Below are 22,979 nucleotides of genomic sequence, written 5' to 3' on the forward strand. Positions count from 1 at the left end.
GGCGCGGGCCTCCAGGGCGGCCGCCTCGTCGTGGCCGGGGCGGCAGATGGCCTCGATCAGGCGGGCGGCCTCACGGTCGAGGCGGACCGGGCCGGCCCGCAGGCCGCCGAGCCCGGCCGGCACCTCGCGCAGGCAGACCCGGTACACCGTCTGCCGGTCGGCGGCGCGCACCTCGTGCGTCACCGCGCGGTGCGCCCAGAACGCCTCGCGCGGGCCCAGGACCCGCGCCCCCGCCGACAGCGTGCCGTCGGGTGACCAGTAGAGCTGGTGCAGGAAGTCCTCGCGGGTCTCGCCGAACTCCAGCACGCTCGCCGACCGGTACTTGAGCACCAGGATGCCGGTGGGCCGGCCGAGCCCGTACCCGTACTCCTCGCACCGGAGCGGATCACCGCCCAGCGGCTCCGCCAGAGACACGGATTGGCGTCTGGACGACATCGGCTGACCTCCCGTCGACATCACATGGACCATTGGTAAGGGTAGCCTAACCATGCTTTGCCTGCTTCTGGCCTGGCGTTTCACCCTGTCCACCAAGGAATGTTCATGCGTTTTGCACTGCCCTGGCGTACCGCCGGCGTCGTGGCCCTCACGCTCGCCCTGGCGACCGGCTGCGGTTCGGCCGAGTCCGGCGAGCAGCCCGCCGAGGCCGCCGCGACCCGGACCTTCGCCGCCGACAACGGCGAGGTCACCATCCCCGCCGACCCCAAGCGGGTCGTCGCGACCGGGTACGCGGTGCCCGTGCTGATCGAGGCCGACGCCGCCCTGGTCGGCATCTCCACCTGGAAGCGCGGCCTGTCCATGATGGCGGAGGAGGACCTCGCGACCTACGAGAGCCTGGAGAAGGTCGCGGGCGAGACCGCCGCCGAGACGAACTACGAGGCCATCGCCAAGGTCAAGCCCGACCTGATCATCATCGGCGTCCCCAAGCCCGCCCAGGCCGACCTCGACCTGGACCGCCTGAGGTCGATCGCCCCGGTGGCCGTGATCGGCCCCACCACGCCGTCGGCCTGGCGCGAGCTGTCCCAGCGCCAGACCGACGCCGCCGGCCGCTCGGCGAACTACGACGCCGCCAAGACCGCGTACGAGAAGAAGGCGGCCGAGCTCAAGGCCAAGTACCAGGACGCGCTGGCGGGCCTGAAGTTCGGCCATGTCGGCGCGTACGGCGACATCGCCGACGGAGTGTTCCAGCGCGAGTTCGGCGGGTCGTGGGGCACCAACATCGCCGTGGACGCCGGCCTCACCTACTACGGGGAGGTCAAGGAGAAGACCGGCGGCGCCGGCGACGTCTCGGAGTACCCCTCGATCGAGGAGCTGCCCAAGAGCCTCGGCGAGGCCGACGCCATCACCTACTCGGTCGAGGCCGACGGCACCCCGAACGAGGCCGTCAAGTACGTGCTCGACTCCGAGCTGTGGAAGGGCCTGCCCGCGGTCAAGGCGGGCAAGGTCTTCCCGATCCGCTACACCGAGGCCGCCACCTACGCGTCGGCGATGAAGACCCTGGACGCGATCGACCAGGCGCTCGCGCCGCTGGCCACGTCATGAGGGTCGACCGTCACGACCCGCGCGGCCGGGTCGCCGAGCATCACAGGAACGGCACCGGCATCACCCGCGTCGGCTACCCGATCGGCATCCGCACGGCCCCGGTCGCCGCCCGCGAGCTGATCACCCCGCGCATGCTGCGGCTCACGCTCAAGGGCCCGGAGCTGGAGGGCTTCCACACCTACCAGGCCGACGACCACGTGAAGATCGTCTTTCCGGACGCCGACGGCACCCGCCGCCTGCCGGTGCCGGACGAGGAGCAGTCGCTCGACTGGCCCAGGCCGTGGCCCACCACCCGCAAGTACACCGTCCGGCGCTACGACGCCGCCGCCCGCGAGCTCGACCTGGACATCGTGCTGCACGAGGGCGGCGTCGCGTCCGCCTGGGCGGCCTCGGTCGAGGTGGGCGACGAGGTCTCGGTCGCCGGGCCGCCCGGCGCGAAGGCGTTCCCGCACACCTACGGGCACTACGTCTTCGCGGTCGACGCCACCGCGCTGCCGGCGGCGGCACGGTGGCTGGAGGAGTCGCCGGCCGGCGTCTCCGCGCACCTCGTGATCGAGACCGACGACCCGGCCGAGCACGCCTACCCGCTCGCCGAGCGCGCCGGGGCGCGGGTGACGTGGCTGGTCCGCGAGGCGGGGCGGTCCTCGCTCGCCGACACGGTGCGGGCGCTGACGCTGCCGGACGTCCCGTCCTTCCTGTTCGCCGCCGGCGAGGCGGGGGACGTCAAGCCGCTGCGCCGGTGGAGCGCGGGCCGGCTCGACTCGCTCGTCACCGGCTACTGGAAGCGCGGAGTCGCCGGGCTTGAGGACTGATCGGCGACGGGCGGCCATCCTCCTGGCCGCCCTCGCGCTCCTGCTCGTCGTCGCGGCGGCGAGCGTGTCGGTCGGCGCGCAGGCCATCCCGCCCGCCGAGATCTGGCACGCCTTCACCGCCTACGCCGGCACCGAGGAGCACGTGATCGTGCGCGGGATCAGGGTGCCTCGTACGGTGCTCGGCATCTGCGTGGGCGCCGCGCTGGGCACGGCGGGCACGCTGGTCCAGACGCTGACCCGCAACCCGCTGGCCGAGCCGGGCATCCTCGGGGTGACCGGCGGCGCCGGGTTCGCGATCATCGTGGGCGCCGCGTTCGGCCTGGCCGGCAGCCCGGCCGGCCAGCTCGGCCTGGCCTTCGTCGGCGCGGTGCTGGCCTCGGTCGCCGTCTACGCCGTCGGCTCGACCTCGCCGCTGCGGCTGGTCCTGACCGGCGTGGCGCTCAGCGCCGTCCTCGCGGGCATCTCGCTCGGCGTCCGGCTGATGCTGCCCGACGCGTTCGACCGGTACCGGTTCTGGTCCGTCGGGGCGCTGGCCGGGCACGAGCAGCAGCCGCTGACGCTCGCGCTGGCGACCATCGGCGTGGCACTCGCCTGCTCCGTGGTGATCACCAGGCCGCTGAACGCGATGGTCCTCGGCGACGACGTGGCCCAGGCGCTCGGCGGGAACGTCACCCGGACCCGGCTCGGCGTGCTCGTGCTGGTCACCCTGCTCGCCGGCGCGGCCACGGCCGCCGCCGGGCCGATCGCCTTCCTGGGGCTGATGGTGCCGCACCTGGCCCGCCGCCTGGCCGGCGGGTCGATCCCGTGGCTGATGGCGTACACGATGGTGCTGGGGCCGATCCTGCTGCTGGTCTCCGACATCGTGGCCCGGGTCCTGCTCCCCACCGGGGAGGTGCCGGTGGCCGTGGTCACCGCGTTCGTCGGCGCGCCGGTGCTCATCTGGGTGGTACGGCGGCGCGGGGCGGTGCGGTCATGACCGGGCACGTCGTGCTGCGGGCCGGCGCGTACTCGATCAGGGTGGCGCGGCGGCCGGTGGCGGCGGCGCTCGCGCTCGTGGCGGCGGCGCTGGTCGTGGGCTTCGTGGCGCTGTGCTTCGGCGCCTCCTGGTCGCATCCCATGGAGGTGCTGGCGGCGCTGGCCGGCCGGGGCGACTCGGTGGTGGTGATCCGGGACTGGCGGCTGCCCCGGGTGGCCGCCGCGCTGGTCTTCGGCGCCGCGCTCGGCCTGGCCGGGGCGATCTTCCAGAACCTCACCAGGAACGCGCTCGGCAGCCCCGACGTCATCGGGCTCGACGCCGGCTCCTACACCGGGGCGCTGGTCGCCATCACGGTGCTGAGCAGCACCCCGGCGCAGCTGGCCGTCAGCTCCGCGGCGGGCGGGCTGGCCGCGGCGGCGGCCGTCTACTTCCTGTCCCTGCGCTCCGGGCTCAGCGGCATGCGGCTGATCGTCATCGGCATCGCCGTGAACGCCATGCTGACCGCGGTCAACTCGTGGATCGTGCTGCGGGCCGAGCTGGAGGTGGCCATGGCAGCCACCGGGTGGAGCGCGGGCTCTCTGAACGGGGTCGACTGGGCGGAGCTGGCGCTGCCGTTCGGCGTCGTCGGCGCGCTGGCGCTCCTGCTGGTGGCGCTGGCGCCCGGCATGCACCAGACGGGGCTGGGCGACGATCTCGCCGTCGCCTCGGGGGTGCGGCTGAACCCGCTGCGGCTGCTGCTCGTGCTGGCCGGCGTGGGCTGCACCGCCACCGTGACGGCGGTCGCCGGGCCGATCGTGTTCATCGCGCTCGCCGCGCCGCAGATCGGCCGGCTCCTCGCCGGGACGGCCGGGGTGGCGCTGCTGCCCGCGGCGCTGACGGGCGGGGTGCTGCTGCTGACCGCCGACCTCCTCGCGCAGGTGGTGTTCGCCCCCGTCGCGCTGCCGGTCGGGGTGGTCACGACGGTGATCGGCGGCGGCTACCTCATCTGGCTGCTGGTCCGCAGGGCGGGCCGGGCCTGAGCCCGCGTCCGGGTCCGGCACCCGGGCCTGGGAAACTGTTGCTCATGGGTATCGTCGCACGCCGAGTCGCGAGCTGGCTGGGGCTCGCCGGCCACCTCGGCACTCTGGTGCCCTTCTACAGCTCCAGCGGCCTGATGGCGCCGGCCTGGGCGGTCGTCGCGTTGTTCGCGGTGTGGCTGGTCCTTCTGGCGGCCGCGATCCAGGCGGTATGCAAGCGCTCCCCGTGGGGGTTGCTGACCCCGGTCGTCTCCCTGGGTCTGTGGTGGGCCGCGATGAGCGCGGGTGAGGCCTTCCTGGGCTGGACCGGCTGAATCCCGCCCGCCGGTGATGATCGTCGGCGAAGCGGGCGCGGGCACGGCGATGCTCTCCAGCGCCCGACCGGGGGGCTGCTCGTGACGGCCCCGGACCAGCGGCGCCACCCATGCCCTCGCCGAACCGCGGCGGCGATGATCACCCGATCTGGCACACTGAGCCCGTGACCGCACGAGGCCGTCCACCGGACCCCGACCTCGAGACCCGCGTCCACGCCGCGGCCCTGGAGCTGTACGGGGAGGTCGGCTGGGCCGGGTTCAGCTTCGACGCGCTGGCCCGCCGCGCCCACGTGGGCAAGGCCACGCTCTACGGCAAGTGGGGGAGCAAGGAGAAACTGATCGTGGCCGCGCTGGCCACCGGGCTGCCGCGGCATCCGGAGGAGAGGGCCGCGGGCCCGCTGCGGGAGGATCTGCTCCGGATGGCGGGCGAGATCCTCGACAGCTACCTGGAGCCCCGGGGGCTGGTCTACCTGCGCGCCCAGATCGAGGCCCGGGTCTATCCCGAGCTGTTCGGGCATGCGCTGGAGTCGTTCCAGCGCGAGCGCATCAGGATCGGCCGCGCCGTCGTGGTCGGCGCCATCGACCGCGGCGAGCTGCCGGCGGGCACGTCTCCCGCCCTGGTCCTGGACGCGGTCTCCGGCATCCTGACCAACCGGTTCCTGTCCACGCCGATCGGCCAGATGCCCGCCCTGGCCGCGCGCCGCGACGTGCTGGTCGAGGAGATCGTGGACTTCGTGCTCTCCGCCGTCCACTACCGGGACCCCGGATCTTGACACGGCCCGGCGCCCGTCCTAGCGTAAAATAGACGATTTTCGTCTAAAATTAGGGGTCTCATGACGGCTTACTCGCTGGATCATGTCGCTCTCGCCGTGCGGCACTGGGCCCAGGCCGGCCCGGTCCTCGCCGGCCGGTTCGGCGGCCGCTGGCGCAGCGGCTACGAGCAGGGCGACGCCTTCCACCCGGCGCAGGTCGAGTACGCCAACGACATGCGCATCGAACTGCTCGCCCCCGGCTCCGACCCGTCCTCGTTCGTCCGCCGCTTCCTCGACGGCGCCGGCGTGCGGGCCCGCCCGCACCACATCACCTTCAAGGTGTACGACATCCGCGACACCCTCGCCGTGGCCCGCGCGGCCGGGTTCGAGCCGATCCTGGTCAACCTGGAGTACGAACAGTGGCAGGAGGCGTTCCTGCACCCGCGCGACACCGGCCTGGGCTTCCTCGTGCAGATGGTCCAGGCGGCGGAGATGCCGGAGACGCTCGCCGCCGACTATCCCGGCCTGCACCGTACGCCCCCGTGGCCGGAACCGCCGGCCGCCCCCGCCGCCCTGCCCGCGGTCGCCGGGCGGATCTCGCGGTGGGACCTCGCGCGGCGGGTGCTGCACGACATCCTCGGCGGCGCCGAGACCGCGCTGGAGCGCGAGGTCTCCCGCTTCACCTGGCCGGCCGGGGCCGACCTCGTGCTCGCCACCGGGGAGGAGTCGGGCCTGCGCGCCCTGGCCTTCCGCGGCGACGGGACGGCCTCCTGGGAGCTCGCCGACGTCCTGCGGGCGGCCGGGGACGAACCCGTCGTGCCGGAACTCGGCATCAGGGTCACCGACCTGGCCTCGCAGCGGGTCGCCTCCTGACCGCGCGACCGCGCCCCCGGCTGCCGGGCGTCGCTCAGCCGGGCGGCGACCACGGGCCCGCGGCGAGCCGCTCGACGGTCCAGGCGAGGCCGTCCCTGGCGGTCTCGGTGTCCGGCGTGCGCTCGTGCGGCCCGCACAGCAGGACGGCGAAGTCCGCCACGTCGGCCAGCGCCCACCGCAGCCGGTACAGCGCGAGCGCCGCCGCGTCCACCCGCCTGCCCGTGGCGCGCGTGTAGGCCTCCAGCCCGGCCGGATCGGACGAGACCACCGAGAGGTCGCGCTCGGGCGCCGCCAGCCCCACCGTGTCCCAGTCGACCAGCAGCAGTGAGCCGTCGTCGCGCCGGATCAGGTTGCCCGGATGCGGCTCGCCGTGCGTCACCACCAGCCCGTCACCGCGCTCGCGCACCCGCGCGGCCAGCCGGTCGAACTCCGCCAGGCGCTCCAGCACGGCCCCGGCATGCGCGTCGACCAGCGCCCGCGCCCCGGCCGAGAACGGCCCGCCGCCGCCGGGACTCTCCAGGGTCGCCTCCAGCCGGTCGCGCCCCGGCACGTCCAGGACGGCGAGCGGGGTGACCTCCGGCGGGACCCGGCCGTGCAGGTCGCCGAGCAGGGCCAGCAGCCGGTCCCGCTCCCCGGCGGCCTGTTCCTGCCCGAACTCCCCGGACGCTCCCGGCTCCCAGGGGAAGAGGGTCACCGCGTACCGCGAGGTGACGACCACCGGGTCGCCGCCCCGCGAGCGCACCGGGGCGACCACGAACTCCAGCCCGTCGCGCTCGCGCAGCACCGCGGCGGTCTCCATGGCCCGCCGCAGCCCCGGCAGCCCCTGCTCCTTGCGCGCCGGGTCCGCGACCGTGGCGAACCACCGCCGGCCGTCGGCGCCCCGCACCGTCCAGTGGTAGTCGCCGAACCCCACCGGCGCGTACGCGACCTCATCGGCCGCCACGCCGAACTCTCGCAGCGCCGTCACCAGGTCGGCCGCGCCGAACCCGTCAGGGAAATCACGCACCGGACGACGGTAGAGCGCCAGGCGGTGCGGCCGCCAATGGTTTGTCTCCTCTGTGATCCGTGTGCTTTTTGTGGATATCGGGCAATATGATGCGTCGCAAAGACGATCACGATCGACGAGGTGGGTGATCTGCTGGTGCCGGACCTTCTCCACTTCCAGACGCTGGACGACTGCGCGTCGGCAGCCCGCAAGGCCGCCAGGCGGTTCACCGAGCTGGGCGCCGGCTATCCGGTCAAGAACACCGACGCCTCGATCTTCGGCAAGCTGGACGACTCCACCGGCCTGGCCGGCCTCGTCGGCCAGGTGGAGGACCTGGCCGACACCGAGCTCGGACACGCCGGCAAGAAGCTCGAGGGCGTCGAGCGCGCCCTGGACAAGGTGGAGCAGAACGTCCGCACGGCCAACAAGGCCAGCGGGGCGACCTGATGGACCTGGCCACGCGGGTCTCCCAGTTACCGGGCCGAGGCGGGGAGCTCGCCGCGATCCTGCGCAGCGTCAGCGGCGACCCCGCGTCCATCCGCGGCATCGCCGACCGGTGGGAGAAGACCGCCGGAACGGTGAGTGAGCTGACCGGGCGCGTCAAGACGGCCGTCCAGGACGTGGACACCGCCTGGCAGGGCGCGTCGGCCGACGCCTTCGACGGCTACATGCGCGGCTACCAGAAGGCGGGGGCCGCGCTCCACGACGTGCTGGCGAAAAGCGCGGCCTCCCTCGACACGGCGGCGGAGGCGCTGGAGACGGCAGAGGTGACCATCAGGTCGATCTGCAGCCGCCTGGTCGACTACGCCGGCAAGAACCCCGACGACGACGACGCCGTCGCCGCCGAGGTCAGCAACGCGATCAGCCAGGCCACGCCGCACCAGAAGACGGCGAACACGGCCGTCTCCAACGCCATGAAAGCGATCAAGGACCAGCTGGGCGGGCAGGAGGCGACCTTCGCCGCCATCAAGGCGCCCGGCGACCAGACGTTCGTGCCGGCGCCGGGCCACACCGTCGAATGGAAGCCGTCGCCGCTCCCGCAGGACGCCCCGCCGGCGACGACCCCCGCCGGCAACGGCGGGATCCCGGCCGCCGGCAACGGCCCCACCTCGTCCGCCGGGCCCGCCGGCGGCGGGGGCGGCACGGGCGAGCCGCCGACGCCGCTGCCGTTCGAGCCGGGCACCGCCACCGGGGACCGCATCGTCGAGGCCGCGCGCCTGCATCTCGGCAAGCCGTACGTGTGGGGGGCCAACGGGCCGAACGCCTTCGACTGCAGCGGGCTCGTCTACTACGTGCTCAACCAGGCGGGGATCGAGATCGGCGACACGACCGCCGCCGGATATCAGGCCAGCGGCAAGCCGGTCAGCACCCCGCAGCCGGGCGACATGGTCTTCTTCGGCGATCCCGCCGGTCACGTGGGCGTCTACATCGGCAACGGCCAGATGATCCACGCGCCCAACTCCACGACGGTCGTCCAGGTGGCGAACGTCGCGGACGACGGGCGTGCCGTCAGCTACCGCCGCTTCACCTGAGAACCCCCCGGCTCCTGGGAGATCCGCACCATGGTGCCCGACGGGTCGCGGAAGGCGCAGTCGCGCGGCCCCCAGGGCTGGTCGATGGGCTCCTGCAGCACCTCGGCCCCGGAGGAGCGGACTCGTTCGAAGGTCGCGTCCAGGTCGTCGGTACGGAAGATCACCATGGGCAGGACGCCCTTGACGAGCAGTTCCCGCAGGGCGTCGCCGTCGGCCTGGGACCGGCCCGCGTGCGGCTCGGAGAGCACGAGCGCCACGTCCGGCTGGTCGGGGCTGCCGAGGGTGACCCAGCGGAACTCGCCGGCCGGGACGTCGTCGCGCACCTCGAGCCCGAGCGCGTCGCGGTAGAAGGAGAGCGCCTCGTCCACGTCGTCGACGGTGAGATGGCAGTAGTGCAGTGCGATGGTCATACGGCCGACGTTAGGCGGCGGGCTCGCGCCGCGCTTCTCGGAACCTGCTCGGCGCGTTCCTGGTCGGCGCGTTCCTGGTCGGCCGGGTGTGCAGCTTCGCCACACACGGGGGCATCGAGGTCACGGCGTGGTGCTCCCTGGCGCGGTAGGCGCTCGGCGTCTCTCCCAGCAGCTCGGTGAAGCGTGAGCTGAACGAGCCGAGCGACGTACAGCCGACGGCCATGCACGCGTCGGTGACGCTGACGCCCGCGCGCAGCAGCGCCATCGCGCGCTCGATCCGGCGGGTCATGAGGTAGCTGTAGGGCGTCTCACCGTAGGCGGCCCGGAACTGCCGCGAGAAGTGGGCGGGAGACATCAGGGCGTGGCGGGCCATCGTCGGCACGTCGAGCGGGCGCGCGTACTCACGGTCGATCAGATCACGCGCCCGCCGCAAGTGGACGAGGCTGGCGAGGTCGTGCGTGGTCATGAGGACAGGCTACAGGGACCGCCCCGGAGCGGGTTGCCGCCCGCGCGTTCGCGCCTCGCTGCGGCAGGCCCGCCACGTCCGCGTCAACGGGACATATCCTCCAGACATGGAGGCACTGGCCGTACGGCTGTCACACCTGGACACCCAGGCGGAGGGCGCCATCCGGGTCGTCATGTTCTACGACACCCTCATGCGCCGGCGGGTCGACCTCCCGGCGCTGGCCCGAGCCTCGGCGGGGCTGGCCGAATGCGTGGTCGGGCTCCGGCTCCACGGCGCCGGCCGGGCGATCCGCGTCGCGCCCGACGGCAGGCGGGCGCCCGATCCGGCGTTACCCGCGTCCGCCACGGTGGCGATCACCCTGGACGAGGAGGAGATCGGCACGGCGTGGCTGGAACGCCCCGCCGCGTCCGCCACGCTCGACCCGCTGCTGCTGGACAGGCTCGCCATCGCGGCCGCCGCCGTGGTCGAGAGGTACGGACCCGCCCGCACCACGATGGCCGACCCCGCCCTCATCGAGCTGGTGATCAGTGCCGACAGCGACGAGGCTGCCAGGGCCCGGGCGCTGCGGCTGCTGGGCTTCCCCGCCGGCCTGCCGGTCCGCGCCGCCGCCGTCCGCTCCGGCATCCCGCTCGACCAGGTCGGCGTCCTGGTCTGCCCGGCGCGCCCGGTGAAGGCAGCACCGCTCGCCGGCGTGGGCGTCCTGCTGGCCGCCACCGTGAACCCGGCCCGGTTCCCGGCCGGCGTACGCGCGGGCATCGGCGCGGCCGAGAGCCCCGACCGGTCCTGGCGGGAGGCCCGCACCGCCCTGCGCTTCACCACCCCGCGCCGGCCGGTCGTCCGCTACGACGAGCTGGGCGCGCTGGCGCTCCTGGCCGACATCCCGCCAGACACCGCGCGCGCCAATCCGGACGTGGCCGCGATCATCCGCCTGGCCGCCGGTCCGGACGATCTGGAGACGCTCGACGCCTACTGCGCCACCGGCTCGCTCCGGCAGGCCGCCGACCTGCTCCACCTGCACCACAGCAGCGTCGCCCGCAGGCTGGAGCAGATCGGCAAGGCCCTGGGCGTCGAGCTCACCGAACCCGCCGGGCTGACCCGGGCCAGGCTCGCCCTCACCATGTGGCGGCTGCTCGACGACTGAGCCGGGGGACTCGCCGGCGGCGCTCTCCCGCGGCGCCGGCATGGTCGGGCTCCTCGTCGTGGGTCTGCGCCGGCGTTAGGCGGGGGCCGCGTTCACGCCGGGTAGGCGTGGGTCTCGGTGGCCTTGACCGAGGCCCAGATCCGCTGGCCGGGGGTCAGGTCGAGGTCGGCGACGGCGGCGGGGGTGACGTCGGCGAAGGCGGTGACCGGGCCGTCGAGGTGCACGCGGACGTTGTCGCCGTGGCGTTCGACGCCCTCGATGGTGGCCTGCCACAGGTTGCGCGGGCTGCCGTCGGGACGGGAGCGGTAGATCGCCACGGCGGTGGGCGCGAAGGCGACGAACGCCGGCCCGTCGAACTGCTCGGAGGTGTGCACCAGCAGCCCGCCCACGTCGACCCGGCCGCCGTCCGCCGCCCCGCGATACAGGTTGAGCCCGACCAGCCGGGCCACGTAGTCGGTCCGGGGACGGCGGGCGACCTCGCCGGGCGTGCCCTGCTGCACCACCGCGCCGCCCTCGATGACGACCAGCCGGTCGGCCAGCACCATGGCGTCCAGGGGGTCGTGGGTGACCAGGACGGTGGCCCCGTCGAACTCGGCCAGATGGCGGCGCAGCCGGGAGCGGACCTCCAGACGGGTGTGGGCGTCGAGCGCGGCCAGCGGCTCGTCCAGCAGGAGCAGTTCGGGCCGCACGGCCAGCGCGCGGGCCAGCGCGACCCGCTGGGCCTGCCCGCCGGACAGCTGACGGGGCCTGGCGGCGGCGTGCCCGGCGAGGCCGACGCGTTCCAGCAGCTCGGCCGCGACCCGGCGGGACTCGGCCTTGGAGACGCCCTGGCACCGCGGTCCGAAGGCGACGTTGTCCAGCGCGCTCAGGTGCGGGAAGAGCAGGTAGTCCTGGAAGACCATGCCGATCGGGCGGCTCTCGGCGGGCAGCGTGTGCAGCGGCCTGCCGCGCAGGCTGATGTGCCCGCCGGACAGGGGGGAGAGGCCGGCCAGGGCGCGCAGGGCGGTGGTCTTGCCGGCGCCGTTGGGGCCCAGCAGCGCGACGACCTTACCCCGCTCGGCCCGCAGGGCGAGGTCGAGGGTGAAGGCGGGCCGGGTGACCACCAGCCGGGCGTCCAGGGTCACGGCGTGCTCACCCACCGGTCGCGCAGAGCGGCCAGGATGACCACCGAGACGGCCAGCAGCACCAGGCTGAGCACGATGGCCGCCTCCGGCTCCGTCTCCAGGGCGAGGTAGACCGCCAGGGGCATGGTGCGGGTGGTGCCGGGGAAGTTGCCCGCGAACGTGATCGTGGCCCCGAACTCGCCCAGCGCCCGCGCCCAGCACAGCACCGCCCCGGCCGCCACGCCCGGCATGACCATGGGCAGCGTCACCCGCCGGAACACGGTCCACCGGGAGGCGCCGAGCGTGGCGGCGGCCTCCTCGAAGCGCTGGTCGGCGCCACGCAGCGCGCCCTCCACGCTGATGACCAGAAAGGGCATCGCGACGAACATCTCCGCGATGACCACCCCGGCCGTGGTGAACGGCAGGGTCACCCCGAAGGCGGACTCCAGCCACTGTCCCACCAGGCCGCGCCGGCCCAGGACCAGCAGCAGCGCGACCCCGCCCACGACCGGGGGCAGCACCAGCGGCACGGTGACCAGCGCGCGGACCAGGCGGCGGCCGGGGAACCGCACCCGCGCCAGCAGCCAGGCCAGCGGCACGCCGAGCAGGAGACAGCAGGCGGTCGCGACGGTCGCGGACACCAGCGACAGCCGCAGCGCCTCCAGCACGTGCGGCTCGGCCAGCCGGGCCGGCAGCGTGGACCAGGGGGCTCGGATCAGCAGCCCGGCCAGCGGCAGCACCAGGAAGGCCAGCCCCGCCACCGCGGGCACGACGAGCATCCACGGAAGTCTCCCGGAGACCACCCGGTCAGGAGCAGGGTTCACCGGGCCGGGGTGTCCGGGCGCGGACGTGCTCATCCCGGCTCACGTCCCGGCTCACGCGATCCGAAGCCGGCCTCGGCCAGCACGTCCCCGCCCTGCCGCGACAGCACCAGGTCGACGAACCGCCGGGCCGCGTCGCCGGCCCCGGCCAGGGTGGCGATCGGGTAGTCGTTGACCGCCAGGTCGGCCTCGGGGAACGCGATCCCGGTCACCTTGCCCGCCGCGGCGATCACGTCCGTCTCGTAGACCAGCGCCGCGTCCACCTCGCCCAGCTGGACCTTGGTCAGCGTGGCCTTGACGTCCTGTTCCAGGGTGACGGGGGTGACCTTCAGCCGGGCCGCCTCCAGCGCCTTGACCGCGGCGGCGCCGCACGGCACCTGCTCGGCGCAGAGCGCCACCTTGACCTTCGGGTCGGCCAGGTCCTTCAGCTCGTCCACCCGCGCCGGGTTGTCCGGGGGCACGGCGATCCTCAGCCTGTTGCGCGCGAACGTGGTGGGGGAGCCGGCCGCCGTCGCGTCGGTGACCGTCTTCATGGTGGCCGGGCTGGCCGCCGCGAACACGTCCGCCGGGGCGCCCTGGACGATCTGCTGGGCGAGTGTGGCGCTGGAGCCGAAGTTGAAGCGCACCGTCGTGCCCGGATGCGCGGCCTCGAACGCCTCGCCGAGCTCGGTGAACGCCCCGGTCAGCGACGCCGCCGCGAACACCGTGACCTCCCGCGCGTCCGCGTCGCCGGCCGCCGGCTCCCCGGCGCCGCAGCCGCCCAGCCCGGACAGCCCGGCCATCCCGGCCAGTACGAGCGCGACAGGCAGCGCCGACACCCGCCCGCGACCCACCCGCCCGCGACCCACCCGCCCGGGGAGCGCCCGCCCTAGGACTGTCCGCCCGAGGACTGTCCGTCCGAGGGCCGCCCATCGCGAGAGACGCCTGCGCACCACGGAGCTCCTCACTGCTGGCCGGTCGCGCGCTCGTGACCGGGGATCTCCACGACGACGTTGGTGGACTTGATCACCGCTACGGCCACCACGCCCGGTTCGAGCCCCAGCTCGTCGGCGGCCTGGCGGCTCATGAGCGACACCACCCGGAACGGTCCGGCGGCGATCTCCACCTGGGCCATCACCGCGTCGCGGATCACCTCGGTGACGATCCCGCGGAAGCGGTTGCGCGCCGAGGACCGGCCGCCCTCGCCGGGGGAGCCGATCTGCGCACGGGCGAAGGCGGCCAGGTCGGCGCCTTCGATCCGGCGGTGGCCGTGCTCGTCGCGCCCGGCTGCGAGCCGTCCCGCGTCCACCCACCGGCGGACGGTGTCGGCGCTGACCCCGAGCAGCGCCGCGGCCTCACTGATCCGGAAGGTGGTCACAGTCCTGTACTTTACCTGTCGTATATTCCACCCCGGAAGCCCTTTCACTGTCGCAAACACCATCCGGTTGGCCGGTCAGCCCTCGCATTTCCGCATCGCATAACACCCGGGCGAGAGGGAGTCGCACTGGTCGAGGACAGCCGATCTTCAACATTTGGTTGTCAATATTAAGTTGATGATGCATAGTCGTGCGCATGTCACGCGAAGAGGACATCGCCCGCGCGGCGCACGCCGATCACCGTCAGGCCCAGCGCGAGAAGGACGCGCGCGAGCGCCTGATGCGCCTGGGCTCGGACGCGCTCACCCCCCGCCCCTGGCGGCCCGCGTCCGTCCCGCCGTCAGCCGTCGACCTCGTGGCGTTCGCCGCCTGGCGCAACGCCGACCTGGCCCCCGACGACATCCTGAGCGCGCTCGCCCTCCTGCCCGCCGCGCGCGCCGAGGTCCAGGGCCTGGAGTCGGCCCTGCTGTTCACGGCCCGCGGCGCCGGGCTGACCTGGGCGCAGATGGCGCAGGCCATGGGCTTCAACTCGCCGCAGGCGTGCCAGCAGCACTACATGCGCCTGGCGGCCAGGCAGGACGCCGACTCATGACCGTCGACTCCCCGCGGGGACTCCTGGTCCTGCACGCCGTGCGGATCATCGGCTACGCCGACACGCCGGTGATCGCGCGGCGGTTCGGGCTGGACCCGGCGGAGACGAAGGAGACGCTGCTCGACGCCGAGGCGTTCGGCTGGGTGCGGCACACCTTCTTCGCCGACGACGGCGGCTGGTCGCTGACCGAACCCGGCCGGGCCGAGAACGAGCGCCTGCTCGCGGCCGAGCTCGCGCAGGTGGGCGGCGCCGGCCCGGTCCGTGAGGTCTACCGCGAGTTCCTCCCGCTGAACGCGACCCTGGGACGGGCCTGCACCGACTGGCAGCTGCGGCCTGTACCGGGTGATCGGCTGGCGGCCAACGACCACTCCGACCCGGTCTGGGACGCCAGGATCCTCCGGGAGCTCGCCGCCGTCGGCCACGCGCTCGTACCGCTCGCCGAGCGCCTGGCGGGCCTCCTGACACGGTTCCGCGGCTACGACACGCGCTACGCCGCGGCCCTGACCCGCGTCCGCGCGGGGGAGGCCGCCTGGGTGGACAGGACCGACGTCGACTCCTGCCATCGCGTCTGGTTCGAGCTGCACGAGGACCTCATCGCCACGCTGGGGATCGACCGGAGCACGCAGCCCTGACCGCGGGCGGGCGTCACGTTCGCCGCGCGCCGGCGGCGCGTGGTCGTGACCGCGGGTCTGCATGCCCGGCCGGTCTGCCGGTGGGGGAGCTGTACGTCCGGGACGTGAGCGTCAAGGGCTTCCCCATCAGCAACGCGTCGGTGGGGGATCTGCAGAGTCGCGGCCCGGACCGCGTCCGTGGCCGCGTCGTCGTCCCAGCTTAATGATTTACATCGTAAAGGCGTCCGCCAGGTGTAAACCCCCAGACCGAGCCTCAAAGCGACCAGCGACGACACGAAGCAAAACCCCTAATTTCAGGTTGACTTAGTGGGGAATATGGGCCACGCTGTGGGCCATGCACCTCGGGTCTCTTCTCTGGTCAGACCTGCCCGTCGATCTCGGACGGCAGGCGAGCGCGCTGTGTCGCGTCCCCGCATGACGACGGAACCGGCACGACGACAAGACCAGAAAGCGCCACCATGACTGTGAAGACCTACGCCTCGCCCGCGCTCGACCTGGGGGAGCGCGCCCGCGCCCTCGCCGCCGACCTCGACACGTGGGTGCGGCGCGTGCGGCTGGACACTCAGGAGCGCTGGTACGAGCGACTCCACCATGACGACGACCACGAGATCTGGCTGATCAGCTGGCTGCCCGGTCAGACGACCGGCTTCCACGACCACGGGGAGTCGCGGGGCGCGTTCGCCGTCGCCCTCGGGACGCTGCGGGAGCACGACCTGACCGCCGATCGCGAGCTCGCCCCCGGCGAGGTCCGCGAGTTCGGCCCCGGCTACGTGCACGAGGTGCGCAACACCTCCGCCGCTCCGGCGGTGAGCGTGCACGTCTATTCACCCCCGCTGTCGGTGATGACCCGCTATGACCTCACCGGTTCCGGCCTGGTCGAGCGGGTGCAAGAGACCGCGGAGCAGTGGTGAGCGGGCCGCCGCCGGGTGCGCGCAGCATCGAGTGGATCCTGGCCGACAGGAGGAGGTCGTTGCACCGGCTGTCGCCCGCCGAGGCGTACGCCCGATGGCTCGGGGGCGCGCTCGTGGTCGACATCCGCCCGGCTGCCCAGCGGGCGGAGGAGGGCGAGGTGCCGGGGGCGCTGGTCATCGAACGCAACGTCCTCGAATGGCGCTTCGACCCGGTGGGGGAGGCCCGGCTGCCCGAGGCGACCGGGTACGACGTCGAGGTGATCGTGCTCTGTTCCGAGGGCTACACCTCCAGCCTGGCGGCGGCGTCGTTGCACGAGCTGGGCCTGACGCGGTCCACCGACGTCATCGGCGGTTTCCGCGCGTGGCGCGAGGCGGGTCTGCCGGCGACGGGCGGCACGGGCACGCCGGCCGGGAGCTGATCCCGTCGTGGCCGAGGGCCTCGGCGATCTCGCGGCCGGTGATGACGTGTTCGTCCTCACGTGGCTGCATCTGGCGGACCGGTCCGTGCTGGCCGTGCACCCGCGTAACGATCCGCGTCGTCCGCTCACGGGTGTCTTCAGCACCCGGTCCGCCGACCGGCCCAATCCCGTCGGTCTGCACCGGGTCCGGGTGCTCGCGGTGGACGGGCTCCGGGTGCGGGTGTCCGGCCTCGAGGCGGTGGACGGCACCCCGATCGTGGACGTGAAACCGGTGCTGGACGCGACGCGGTAGCGGTGTCCCGTGTGGTGTCCCGTCTGGGGGCGGGCTTACGCCGGAGGCGAATCCGGTCCGGGTTCGTCGGCGGCCGTGTTTGGGTGGTCTCATGGATCTTCTCATCCTGGGGGGCACCGCCTGGCTCGGCGGTGAGGTGGCGCGGCAGGCGATCGGGCGCGGGCACCAGGTGACCTGCCTGGCGCGTGGCGAGAGCGGGGCGCCGCCTGACGGCGCGGAGCTGGTCCGGGCCGACCGGCGGGCGCCGGGAGCGTACGAGCGGGTGAGCGGCCGGGAGTGGGACGCGGTCGTCGAGGTGTCGTGGCAGCCGGGCCTGGTCCGCGGCGCGCTGGAGGCCCTGGGTGATCGCGCGGCGCACTGGGCGTACGTGTCCTCCGGCAACGTCTACGCCTCTCACGGCGTGCCCGGCGCGGACGAGTCGGCTCCGCTGCTGGAGGCCACGGATCGGGACGAGGTGGACAGGGAGCTGTACGGGGAGGCGAAGGTCGCCTGTGAGCGGGCCTCGGCCGAGCGGGTGGGCGACCGGCTGCTCGTCGCCCGGGCCGGGCTGATCGGGGGTCCCGGCGACCGGAGCGGTCGTTCGGGCTACTGGGTGTGCCGGGCCGCCCGGGACCCGTACGGGCCGATGCTGGTGCCGGACTCCCCGGAACGGCCCACGCAGGTGATCGACGTGCGCGACCTGGCCGCCTGGCTGCTCGACTGCGCGCAGGCGCGGATCCGCGGCACCTACAACGCGGTCGGCCCGGTGGTGCCGTTCGGCACGTGGATCGAGCAGTGCCGCGCCGTGGCCGGCCACACCGGCCCGCTCGTCGCCGCGGACCCGGGCTGGCTGCTCGGCCAGGGGGTCGGCGAGTACATGGGGCCGGAGTCGCTGCCGATGTGGCTGGTCCAGCCGGGGTGGGAAGGCTGGTCGGCCCGTTCGGGGGAGGCGGCGCGCGCCGCGGGGCTGCGTCATCGCCCGCGCGCCGAACTGCTCGCCGATCTGCTGGCCTGGGAGCGGAGCGAGGGTCTCGACCGGCCGCGCGCGGCCGGGCTCAGCGCCGCCCGCGAGCGGGAGCTGCTCGCCGCCCTCGGGTGAGCGCCGGGAGGTGAGCAGCTTCGCTTTGGTCAGCCGCAGCAGCCGCCGCCGACGGTGGTCACCGGGATGGGGGTGGACAGCAGGCCGCCGCTGATGCCGGTGGTCAGGCCGACCCGCTGCTCCTGGGCCTCGGCCAGGCTGGAGGAGCACACGCCGGTCTCGGGCAGGTCGAGCCGGACGTCCCGGGCCGCCTCCCAGTCCCCGGCGATCGCCGCCACGACCGAGCGGACCTGCTCGTACCCGGTGGCCATGAGGAACGTCGGGGCGCGGCCGTAGCTCTTGACGCCGACCGCGTAGTAGCGGGGCTCGGGGTGCGCGAGCTCGGCGGCGCCGTGGGCGGGGACGGTGCCGCAGGAGTGCTGGTTGGGGTCGATCAGCGGGGCCAGGGCACGGGTGGAGCCGAGCACCGGGTCGAGGTCGAGCCGGAGCTCCGAGGCGATGGAGTGGTCGGGTCGGTAGCCGGTGGCCGACACGATCCGGTCGACGGTGACGGTCTGCTCGTGGCCCGACGGGTCGCGGCTGATCACCTCGACGCCCTGGTCGGTGGCGTTGACGCGGTGGGTGAAGAAGCCGGTCAGCAGCTGGATGCGGCCCGATGCGACGTGGGCGCGCAGGCGGGTGCCGAGCGCGCCGCGGGCCGGGAGCGCGTCGGCCGCGCCGCCACCATAGGTGCGGGTGGCGTCGCCGGCCCGGATCGCCCAGGTGATCGGGGTGTTCTCCAGGTCGGCCAGGGCGAGCAGGGTGGTGGCGGCCGAGTGGCCGGCGCCGACGACCAGGACGCGCTTGCCCTCGTAGCGGTCGCGGTCCGCGCCGAGCACGTCGGGCAGGGCGTGGTCGACGACCGCTTCGTGCTCGCCGTGGGCGGGCAGGCCGCTCGCGCCGAGCACGTTCGGGCTGGTGTACGTGCCGGAGGCGTCGATGATCGCGCGGGCCCGCAGTTCGGCGCCGTCGTCGAGCCGGATCAGGAAGGGGGCCTGGTCGCGGCCGGTGGTGCGGACCCGGTCGTAGCCGAGGCGGCTGATCGCGGTCACTTCGGCGCCGAGCCGGACCCTGTCGCCGAACAGCTTGGCCAGCGGGGCGAGGTAGTCGTCGATGAGCTCGGCGCCGGTCGGCAGCCAGTCGGCGTCCGGGGCGCTCCAGCCGTCGGCCTCCAGGAGTCGGCGGGCGGCGGCGTCGATGTTGTACCGGTACGGGCTGAACACCCGTACGTGTCCCCACCGCGCGACCGAGGCGGCGACGCGGTCACCGGCTTCGAGGACCGTGAAGTCGATGCCCCGCTCGGCCAGGTGGGCGGCGGCGGCCAGCCCGACAGGACCGGCGCCGATCACGACGACGGGCAGGTCACCCGTCTGCCCGGAGGCGGCCTGCCCGTCCTGGGCGGCGAGGGTGCCACGGCGCATCGCGTACCTCCTGAATAGAAGCTCATCTAAACAGTTCAGAGTCTGAATCACTGATTAGAGCATTGTCAAATTAGATGAACGCCTAAGCCCAGGGCGTCGCCGCCTGCCGTCTGTGGCCCGGACTACGCGGACGGGGTCACGTGGTGGCCCGGGCCAGCACGATGCCGCCGACGATCAGGGCGAGCGCCGCCATCCTGCCCACGGAGACGGGGTCGTCGTCGAGGAGGATCCCCAGGGTGATCGCGCCGGCGGCGCCGATGCCGGTGAAGACCGCGTAGGCGGTGCCGACCGGCAGCGTGTTCATGGCCTGGGACAGCAGCCAGACCGCCACGGCCATCAGCACCAGGCAGATCAGCGTGGGAACCGGCCGGGTGAAGTTGTGCGTCGGCTTGATGCTCTGCGACCACGCCACCTCGACCAGCCCGGCCAGGACCAGGATCATCCAGTTCATCGGGCCGCCTCCTTCAGCGCCGCGGCCAGCGACTCCTCGTGCTGGTCGCGCAGGTGCGCCAGCGCCGGGTCGAGGCGGGCGTTGACCAGTTCGGCGTGGATGAACCTCACGTCCTCCACCTGGAAGTGGCCCTTGAAGAAGTCGCGCAGGTAGCGCTCCTGATGGTCGTACGGCTCGCGGGGCGTGCCGGGTCCGTAGGCGCCGCCGCGCGCGCTGGTCACCACGAACGAGCGGCCCTGGAGCGACATCCGGGGGAAGGTGATCTGGTCGAGCCAGGCTTTGAGCGCCGAGGGGATGGAGTAGTTGTACATGGGGGTGCCGATGAGGATCACCTCGGCGGCCACGACCTCGTCGAGCAGGGGGGCCACGACGGACCAGGCCCGGTGCTGGGCGGGGGAGCGGACGGCCTCCGGGTAGCGCGCGATGTCGGTGATCTCCCGTTCCAGGATGTGGTCGCACAGTTCCGTCCAGGCCTCGCCGATGTGCGGGACCGGGTCGGCCGCCAGGTCGCGGTAGACGTAGCCGGCCCCGGGGCGGGCAGCTCGCCAGGTCTCGGCGTAGACGCTCGACAGCCTCCGCGAGAATGACGCTCGGCGGGCGCTCGCGTCCAGGTGCAGCAGCATGGGCTCTCCTTGTCGAACTTATGTGGACACACTGTCCGCTTGAATATAACCGGACGTCGTGTCCACCTACAATCGGGTACATGGAGAGAGCCGACGCCGCACGCAACCGCGCGCGGATCCTGGAGGCGGCCGCGGCGCTGTTCGCGGAGCGGCCGCCTCAGGACGTCACGATGGACGACATCGCCAAGAGGGCCGGAGTGGGCCGCGGCACCCTCTACCGCCGGTACCCCGACCGGGCGTCCATCGCCGCGGCCCTGCTCGACGAGCATGAGCGTGACCTGCAGGAACGCCTTCTGCGCGGCGATCCGCCCCTCGGTCCGGGGGCGCCGCCCGGTGAGCGGCTGGCCGCCTTCTACGCCGCCATGGTGCGCCTGCTGGAGGACCACGCCCACCTGGTGCTCGGCTCGGAGGTGGGCCGTTCCCGCCTGGAGACCGGCGCGTACGGCTTCTGGCGCGCCCACGTGCGCGCCCTCCTGGTCGCCGCCGGCACGCCGGGCCGCGACGCGCTGGTCGAGGTGCTGCTGGCCCCGCTGGCCCCGGAGGTGTACCTCTACCAGCGCACGACGCTCGGGCTGTCCCCGGAGCGGATCGCCGGGGCGCTGGCCCGGCTCACGCGTGTCCTGGACGGCTGACCGGGGCCGCGACCGAGGTCAAAATCTACAATGTAAAGGCGCTGGGTTGTTGAACAATCCATTCTGCAAAAACACCCTCAACCCGCATCGACAAGAACGGCGGAGGACGGTGGATCGCGTACGGGCCCCAACCGTTCACCCCGTCCCGCGCGTCTTGTTCATATGACGGATTCCGAGGCGTTCGAAGCCTTCGTCACCGCCTGGCACACGCGGTTGCTGCGTGCCGCGATCCTCATCAGCGGTGACAGGCATCTGGCCGAGGATGTGCTCCAGGATGCCCTGATCAAGTTGGCGCGCCGCTGGCCGAAGGTGCACACCGATCCGGTCAATTACGTGCGCACCATCTTGTATCGGGATGTGGCGTCCAGGTGGCGCAGGCAGCGGGAGTTCGCCTGTGAGGAGCCGCCGGAGCGTGCGGACCATGACACCTCGGGGGCGTCGGATCTGAAGGTGGTGTTCGCTCGCGCGCTGGCCAGGCTGCCGGTGAAGCAGCGGGCGGTGCTGGTGTTGCGCTTCTACGAGGACCTGCCGGTGGGGGAGGTCTCGGCGATCCTGCGGGTTTCGCCGGGGACGGTCAAGAGCCAGACGCACGCGGCGCTGAAGCGGTTGCGCGAGGTCGCTCCCGAGCTGGAAGAGGTGTTCATATGACGGACCAGAGGCTGCGGGAGTTGTTCGACGATCTCGCCGAGACGCTGCCTGAGGGGGCGTCCGGTGCGGGGGAGCTGTGGCGGCGGGGCGCGCGCGACCGTGTCCTCGGCAGGCGGCGGACGGCCGTGGCGGCGGCGGCGGTCACTGTGCTGGTCGTGGCGGGGGTCGCCGTCTCGCGGGAGCCGGCCGAGCGTGACGTCACCGTGTATCCGAGTGTCACTGCGACTTCCACGGCCGTGCTGGGTCCCGTCATGGACACGGCGCCGCCGCCCGGGGGCGAGGCGGGGTTGCCGGTTCTGGCGAGCGCGTTGCCGCGCAGGTGGGCGGATGTCCCCGTGGTGGCCGGGGTGGCGGGGCCGGTGCTGGCGCTGGCCCAGTACGGCGACGGGCGGATCTACGTGGTGAAGTCCGGCGGGCGGATCCCGCTGGAGGTGAAGCTGGGGGGTGCGGCGCCGTTGCGGCCGAACTCGCTGTCCGCCGACGGGACGCTGGCCGCCTTTCCGCAGCGGGACGAGGTGGTGGTCGTCGATCTGGTGATCGGCCGGGCGAGAAGTTTTCCGGTGCCGGGGTCGAACGTGGAGGTGTTGTGGCGCGGTGAGCGCATCCTGGTCGGGCAGCGGGGGGCGGACTATGTGCTGGACCTGGCCACTGGGCAGGCTCGGCGGCAGTCCCAGCGGGGGATGGCCGGCGTCGCGGGTTATCGCGATCTGTGGATCGGGTCGACGGGTGACGGCGGCTGGACGGTCGTCCAGGAGGACGGGTCGGAGGTGGAGCTGGACATCCGGGACCTCGCCGGCGGTGGCGGTGAGCCTGCGGGCGGGCTCGGCTGGCAGCGCGACGGTCTGGTCGCGGTCACCCGTCACGATCCGGCGGAGGGTGCCGACGTGGTCGTGGTGGCCGATTCGGCGACGGGGCGGGTGGTCAGGACGCTGCTCCTGCCCTGGGGGGAGCCGCCCGCCACGCGATGTGGTGAGGGCGGCTGTGCCGTGCGGGGGTGGCTCAGCCGGGACACGGTGATCGTCGAGAGCGGGGATCGGCTGCTCGGCTGGAACATCGTGACGGGTGCGCTGTCTCGTGTCGCCGACGTGTCCGAGGGGGTGGTCGCGTACTCCTTGCGCAACGGGTGAGGGCCGTGGGCGTCACCGATTTCGCGTTTTTCCGGTGCGGCGGGCGGAACGGTCCATCATCCTTACCTGTTCTCTGACC

General features: G+C 73.3%; 29 protein-coding genes and 1 pseudogene. 19 read left to right on the forward strand and 11 right to left on the reverse strand.

The genetic code is table 11. The annotated features are described in order from the left end of the window. A pseudogene (locus OUY22_RS20850) lies at window positions 1-414 on the reverse strand (AraC family transcriptional regulator); the annotation flags it as partial. Between the two features lie 126 nt (window positions 415-540). Between OUY22_RS20850 and OUY22_RS20855 the strand changes: the two are divergent. The 7 genes from OUY22_RS20855 to OUY22_RS20885 all read left to right on the forward strand — a co-directional run bounded on the left by OUY22_RS20855 (window position 541) and on the right by OUY22_RS20885 (window position 6,282). After that, a complete protein-coding gene (locus OUY22_RS20855; protein WP_270156744.1) occupies window positions 541-1,539 on the forward strand; it encodes an ABC transporter substrate-binding protein in 999 nt (332 codons plus the stop codon). After that, window positions 1,536-2,351: a siderophore-interacting protein gene (locus tag OUY22_RS20860; RefSeq protein WP_270156745.1), complete on the forward strand. Its 816-nt coding sequence runs from the start codon at window positions 1,536-1,538 to the stop codon at window positions 2,349-2,351. Before OUY22_RS20855 ends, OUY22_RS20860 begins: the two co-directional genes overlap by 4 nt. Beyond that, window positions 2,341-3,327: a FecCD family ABC transporter permease gene (locus OUY22_RS20865; protein ID WP_270156746.1), complete on the forward strand. Its 987-nt coding sequence runs from the start codon at window positions 2,341-2,343 to the stop codon at window positions 3,325-3,327. The genes OUY22_RS20860 and OUY22_RS20865 overlap by 11 nt, the downstream gene beginning before the upstream one ends. Next, a complete protein-coding gene (locus tag OUY22_RS20870; protein ID WP_270156747.1) occupies window positions 3,324-4,346 on the forward strand; it encodes a FecCD family ABC transporter permease in 1,023 nt (340 codons plus the stop codon). The genes OUY22_RS20865 and OUY22_RS20870 overlap by 4 nt, the downstream gene beginning before the upstream one ends. 44 nt (window positions 4,347-4,390) lie before the next feature. Beyond that, window positions 4,391-4,657 (forward strand): hypothetical protein, encoded by a 267-nt coding sequence (locus OUY22_RS20875; protein WP_270156748.1) that lies wholly within the window; start codon window positions 4,391-4,393, stop codon window positions 4,655-4,657. A 164-nt stretch (window positions 4,658-4,821) separates the two neighbouring features. Beyond that, on the forward strand, window positions 4,822-5,430 hold the full coding sequence (locus OUY22_RS20880) for a TetR/AcrR family transcriptional regulator (RefSeq protein ID WP_270156749.1): 609 nt from the start codon (window positions 4,822-4,824) through the stop codon (window positions 5,428-5,430). A 60-nt stretch (window positions 5,431-5,490) separates the two neighbouring features. Continuing rightward, window positions 5,491-6,282, forward strand: a complete 792-nt coding sequence (locus OUY22_RS20885) for a VOC family protein (protein ID WP_270156750.1) — start codon at window positions 5,491-5,493, stop codon at window positions 6,280-6,282. A gap of 34 nt (window positions 6,283-6,316) precedes the next feature. On the opposite strand, the gene OUY22_RS20890 is transcribed toward OUY22_RS20885, so the two are convergent. Further along, window positions 6,317-7,288, reverse strand: coding sequence for a phosphotransferase (locus OUY22_RS20890; protein WP_270156751.1), 972 nt, complete (start codon window positions 7,286-7,288; stop codon window positions 6,317-6,319). Window positions 7,289-7,408: 120 nt separating this feature from the next. Here OUY22_RS20890 and OUY22_RS20895 point away from each other — a divergent pair, with 120 nt between their 5' ends. Beyond that, window positions 7,409-7,714 carry a hypothetical protein gene (locus OUY22_RS20895; RefSeq protein WP_270156752.1) on the forward strand — a complete coding sequence of 102 codons (306 nt, stop codon included), beginning with the start codon at window positions 7,409-7,411 and terminating at the stop codon, window positions 7,712-7,714. Next, entirely contained in the window at window positions 7,714-8,799 is a 1,086-nt protein-coding gene (locus tag OUY22_RS20900; RefSeq protein ID WP_270156753.1) for a bifunctional WXG100 family type VII secretion target/C40 family peptidase, read from the forward strand. The genes OUY22_RS20895 and OUY22_RS20900 overlap by 1 nt, the downstream gene beginning before the upstream one ends. Here OUY22_RS20900 and OUY22_RS20905 read toward each other — a convergent pair. Beyond that, complete coding sequence (locus tag OUY22_RS20905; protein WP_270156754.1) at window positions 8,781-9,209, reverse strand: VOC family protein; 429 nt, start codon at window positions 9,207-9,209, stop codon at window positions 8,781-8,783. The two genes, OUY22_RS20900 and OUY22_RS20905, sit on opposite strands and share 19 nt — an antisense overlap. 10 nt (window positions 9,210-9,219) lie before the next feature. Continuing rightward, window positions 9,220-9,675 carry a helix-turn-helix transcriptional regulator gene (locus OUY22_RS20910; protein WP_270156755.1) on the reverse strand — a complete coding sequence of 152 codons (456 nt, stop codon included), beginning with the start codon at window positions 9,673-9,675 and terminating at the stop codon, window positions 9,220-9,222. Between the two features lie 106 nt (window positions 9,676-9,781). On the opposite strand from OUY22_RS20910, the gene OUY22_RS20915 reads away from it, so the two are divergent. Next, window positions 9,782-10,816 (forward strand): PucR family transcriptional regulator, encoded by a 1,035-nt coding sequence (locus OUY22_RS20915; protein ID WP_270156756.1) that lies wholly within the window; start codon window positions 9,782-9,784, stop codon window positions 10,814-10,816. A 92-nt stretch (window positions 10,817-10,908) separates the two neighbouring features. Here OUY22_RS20915 and OUY22_RS20920 read toward each other — a convergent pair whose 3' ends face one another. From OUY22_RS20920 to OUY22_RS20935, 4 genes are all read right to left on the reverse strand, one after another. Then, entirely contained in the window at window positions 10,909-11,940 is a 1,032-nt protein-coding gene (locus OUY22_RS20920; RefSeq protein WP_270156757.1) for an ABC transporter ATP-binding protein, read from the reverse strand. Beyond that, on the reverse strand, window positions 11,937-12,776 hold the full coding sequence (locus OUY22_RS20925) for an ABC transporter permease (protein ID WP_270156758.1): 840 nt from the start codon (window positions 12,774-12,776) through the stop codon (window positions 11,937-11,939). Before OUY22_RS20925 ends, OUY22_RS20920 begins: the two co-directional genes overlap by 4 nt. Beyond that, window positions 12,773-13,522, reverse strand: a complete 750-nt coding sequence (gene modA, locus OUY22_RS20930; protein ID WP_408638187.1) for a molybdate ABC transporter substrate-binding protein — start codon at window positions 13,520-13,522, stop codon at window positions 12,773-12,775. The genes OUY22_RS20925 and modA overlap by 4 nt, the downstream gene beginning before the upstream one ends. A gap of 161 nt (window positions 13,523-13,683) precedes the next feature. Beyond that, window positions 13,684-14,097, reverse strand: a complete 414-nt coding sequence (locus OUY22_RS20935) for a TOBE domain-containing protein (RefSeq protein WP_270156760.1) — start codon at window positions 14,095-14,097, stop codon at window positions 13,684-13,686. Window positions 14,098-14,291: 194 nt separating this feature from the next. Between OUY22_RS20935 and OUY22_RS20940 the strand changes: the two genes are divergently transcribed. From OUY22_RS20940 to OUY22_RS20965, 6 genes are all read left to right on the forward strand, one after another. Next, window positions 14,292-14,687 (forward strand): DNA-binding protein, encoded by a 396-nt coding sequence (locus OUY22_RS20940; protein WP_270156761.1) that lies wholly within the window; start codon window positions 14,292-14,294, stop codon window positions 14,685-14,687. Continuing rightward, window positions 14,684-15,319 (forward strand): transcriptional regulator, encoded by a 636-nt coding sequence (locus OUY22_RS20945; RefSeq protein ID WP_270156762.1) that lies wholly within the window; start codon window positions 14,684-14,686, stop codon window positions 15,317-15,319. Before OUY22_RS20940 ends, OUY22_RS20945 begins: the two co-directional genes overlap by 4 nt. A gap of 458 nt (window positions 15,320-15,777) precedes the next feature. Next, window positions 15,778-16,230, forward strand: coding sequence for a cysteine dioxygenase (locus tag OUY22_RS20950; RefSeq protein WP_270156763.1), 453 nt, complete (start codon window positions 15,778-15,780; stop codon window positions 16,228-16,230). Continuing rightward, window positions 16,227-16,649 carry a rhodanese-like domain-containing protein gene (locus OUY22_RS20955; RefSeq protein ID WP_408638186.1) on the forward strand — a complete coding sequence of 141 codons (423 nt, stop codon included), beginning with the start codon at window positions 16,227-16,229 and terminating at the stop codon, window positions 16,647-16,649. Before OUY22_RS20950 ends, OUY22_RS20955 begins: the two co-directional genes overlap by 4 nt. A 7-nt stretch (window positions 16,650-16,656) precedes the next feature. Next, the gene (locus OUY22_RS20960; RefSeq protein WP_270156765.1) at window positions 16,657-16,941 is read left to right on the forward strand and encodes a TrmO family methyltransferase domain-containing protein; all 285 of its coding nucleotides are present in this window, start codon (window positions 16,657-16,659) and stop codon (window positions 16,939-16,941) included. 91 nt (window positions 16,942-17,032) lie between these two features. Further along, window positions 17,033-18,019: an NAD-dependent epimerase/dehydratase family protein gene (locus tag OUY22_RS20965; RefSeq protein ID WP_270156766.1), complete on the forward strand. Its 987-nt coding sequence runs from the start codon at window positions 17,033-17,035 to the stop codon at window positions 18,017-18,019. A gap of 29 nt (window positions 18,020-18,048) precedes the next feature. On the opposite strand, the gene OUY22_RS20970 is transcribed toward OUY22_RS20965, so the two are convergent. From OUY22_RS20970 to OUY22_RS20980, 3 genes are all read right to left on the reverse strand, one after another. Then, the gene (locus tag OUY22_RS20970; protein WP_270156767.1) at window positions 18,049-19,419 is read right to left on the reverse strand and encodes an FAD-dependent oxidoreductase; all 1,371 of its coding nucleotides are present in this window, start codon (window positions 19,417-19,419) and stop codon (window positions 18,049-18,051) included. 136 nt (window positions 19,420-19,555) lie between these two features. Next, window positions 19,556-19,870: a DMT family transporter gene (locus OUY22_RS20975; protein ID WP_270156768.1), complete on the reverse strand. Its 315-nt coding sequence runs from the start codon at window positions 19,868-19,870 to the stop codon at window positions 19,556-19,558. After that, window positions 19,867-20,493, reverse strand: a complete 627-nt coding sequence (locus OUY22_RS20980; protein WP_270156769.1) for an FMN-dependent NADH-azoreductase — start codon at window positions 20,491-20,493, stop codon at window positions 19,867-19,869. Before OUY22_RS20980 ends, OUY22_RS20975 begins: the two co-directional genes overlap by 4 nt. 80 nt (window positions 20,494-20,573) lie before the next feature. Between OUY22_RS20980 and OUY22_RS20985 the strand changes: the two genes are divergently transcribed. From OUY22_RS20985 to OUY22_RS20995, 3 genes are all read left to right on the forward strand, one after another. Then, a complete protein-coding gene (locus OUY22_RS20985) occupies window positions 20,574-21,125 on the forward strand; it encodes a TetR/AcrR family transcriptional regulator (protein ID WP_270156770.1) in 552 nt (183 codons plus the stop codon). A 162-nt stretch (window positions 21,126-21,287) separates the two neighbouring features. Continuing rightward, complete coding sequence (locus OUY22_RS20990; RefSeq protein WP_270156771.1) at window positions 21,288-21,773, forward strand: SigE family RNA polymerase sigma factor; 486 nt, start codon at window positions 21,288-21,290, stop codon at window positions 21,771-21,773. Then, complete coding sequence (locus OUY22_RS20995; RefSeq protein WP_270156772.1) at window positions 21,770-22,900, forward strand: hypothetical protein; 1,131 nt, start codon at window positions 21,770-21,772, stop codon at window positions 22,898-22,900. Before OUY22_RS20990 ends, OUY22_RS20995 begins: the two co-directional genes overlap by 4 nt. Window positions 22,901-22,979: the final 79 nt, after the last annotated feature.

Origin of the sequence: Nonomuraea corallina (assembly GCF_027620315.1) — a bacterium.
Lineage (GTDB): Bacteria > Actinomycetota > Actinomycetes > Streptosporangiales > Streptosporangiaceae > Nonomuraea > Nonomuraea corallina.

Excerpts from the sequence above, each read along its gene's own strand:
- OUY22_RS20855 (WP_270156744.1), top strand. The coding sequence starts at position 541 with ATGCGTTTTGCACTGCCCTGGCGTACCGCCGGCGTCGTGGCCCTCACG.
- OUY22_RS20860 (WP_270156745.1), top strand. The coding sequence starts at position 1,536 with ATGAGGGTCGACCGTCACGACCCGCGCGGCCGGGTCGCCGAGCATCAC.
- OUY22_RS20870 (WP_270156747.1), top strand. The coding sequence starts at position 3,324 with ATGACCGGGCACGTCGTGCTGCGGGCCGGCGCGTACTCGATCAGGGTG.
- OUY22_RS20875 (WP_270156748.1), top strand. The coding sequence starts at position 4,391 with ATGGGTATCGTCGCACGCCGAGTCGCGAGCTGGCTGGGGCTCGCCGGC.
- OUY22_RS20885 (WP_270156750.1), top strand. The coding sequence starts at position 5,491 with ATGACGGCTTACTCGCTGGATCATGTCGCTCTCGCCGTGCGGCACTGG.
- OUY22_RS20900 (WP_270156753.1), top strand. The coding sequence starts at position 7,714 with ATGGACCTGGCCACGCGGGTCTCCCAGTTACCGGGCCGAGGCGGGGAG.
- OUY22_RS20905 (WP_270156754.1), bottom strand. The coding sequence starts at position 9,209 with ATGACCATCGCACTGCACTACTGCCATCTCACCGTCGACGACGTGGAC.
- OUY22_RS20910 (WP_270156755.1), bottom strand. The coding sequence starts at position 9,675 with ATGACCACGCACGACCTCGCCAGCCTCGTCCACTTGCGGCGGGCGCGT.
- OUY22_RS20915 (WP_270156756.1), top strand. The coding sequence starts at position 9,782 with ATGGAGGCACTGGCCGTACGGCTGTCACACCTGGACACCCAGGCGGAG.
- OUY22_RS20925 (WP_270156758.1), bottom strand. The coding sequence starts at position 12,776 with ATGAGCACGTCCGCGCCCGGACACCCCGGCCCGGTGAACCCTGCTCCT.
- modA (WP_408638187.1), bottom strand. The coding sequence starts at position 13,522 with ATGGCCGGGCTGTCCGGGCTGGGCGGCTGCGGCGCCGGGGAGCCGGCG.
- OUY22_RS20940 (WP_270156761.1), top strand. The coding sequence starts at position 14,292 with ATGTCACGCGAAGAGGACATCGCCCGCGCGGCGCACGCCGATCACCGT.
- OUY22_RS20945 (WP_270156762.1), top strand. The coding sequence starts at position 14,684 with ATGACCGTCGACTCCCCGCGGGGACTCCTGGTCCTGCACGCCGTGCGG.
- OUY22_RS20950 (WP_270156763.1), top strand. The coding sequence starts at position 15,778 with ATGACTGTGAAGACCTACGCCTCGCCCGCGCTCGACCTGGGGGAGCGC.
- OUY22_RS20965 (WP_270156766.1), top strand. The coding sequence starts at position 17,033 with ATGGATCTTCTCATCCTGGGGGGCACCGCCTGGCTCGGCGGTGAGGTG.
- OUY22_RS20970 (WP_270156767.1), bottom strand. The coding sequence starts at position 19,419 with ATGCGCCGTGGCACCCTCGCCGCCCAGGACGGGCAGGCCGCCTCCGGG.
- OUY22_RS20975 (WP_270156768.1), bottom strand. The coding sequence starts at position 19,870 with ATGAACTGGATGATCCTGGTCCTGGCCGGGCTGGTCGAGGTGGCGTGG.
- OUY22_RS20980 (WP_270156769.1), bottom strand. The coding sequence starts at position 20,493 with ATGCTGCTGCACCTGGACGCGAGCGCCCGCCGAGCGTCATTCTCGCGG.
- OUY22_RS20985 (WP_270156770.1), top strand. The coding sequence starts at position 20,574 with ATGGAGAGAGCCGACGCCGCACGCAACCGCGCGCGGATCCTGGAGGCG.
- OUY22_RS20990 (WP_270156771.1), top strand. The coding sequence starts at position 21,288 with ATGACGGATTCCGAGGCGTTCGAAGCCTTCGTCACCGCCTGGCACACG.
- OUY22_RS20995 (WP_270156772.1), top strand. The coding sequence starts at position 21,770 with ATGACGGACCAGAGGCTGCGGGAGTTGTTCGACGATCTCGCCGAGACG.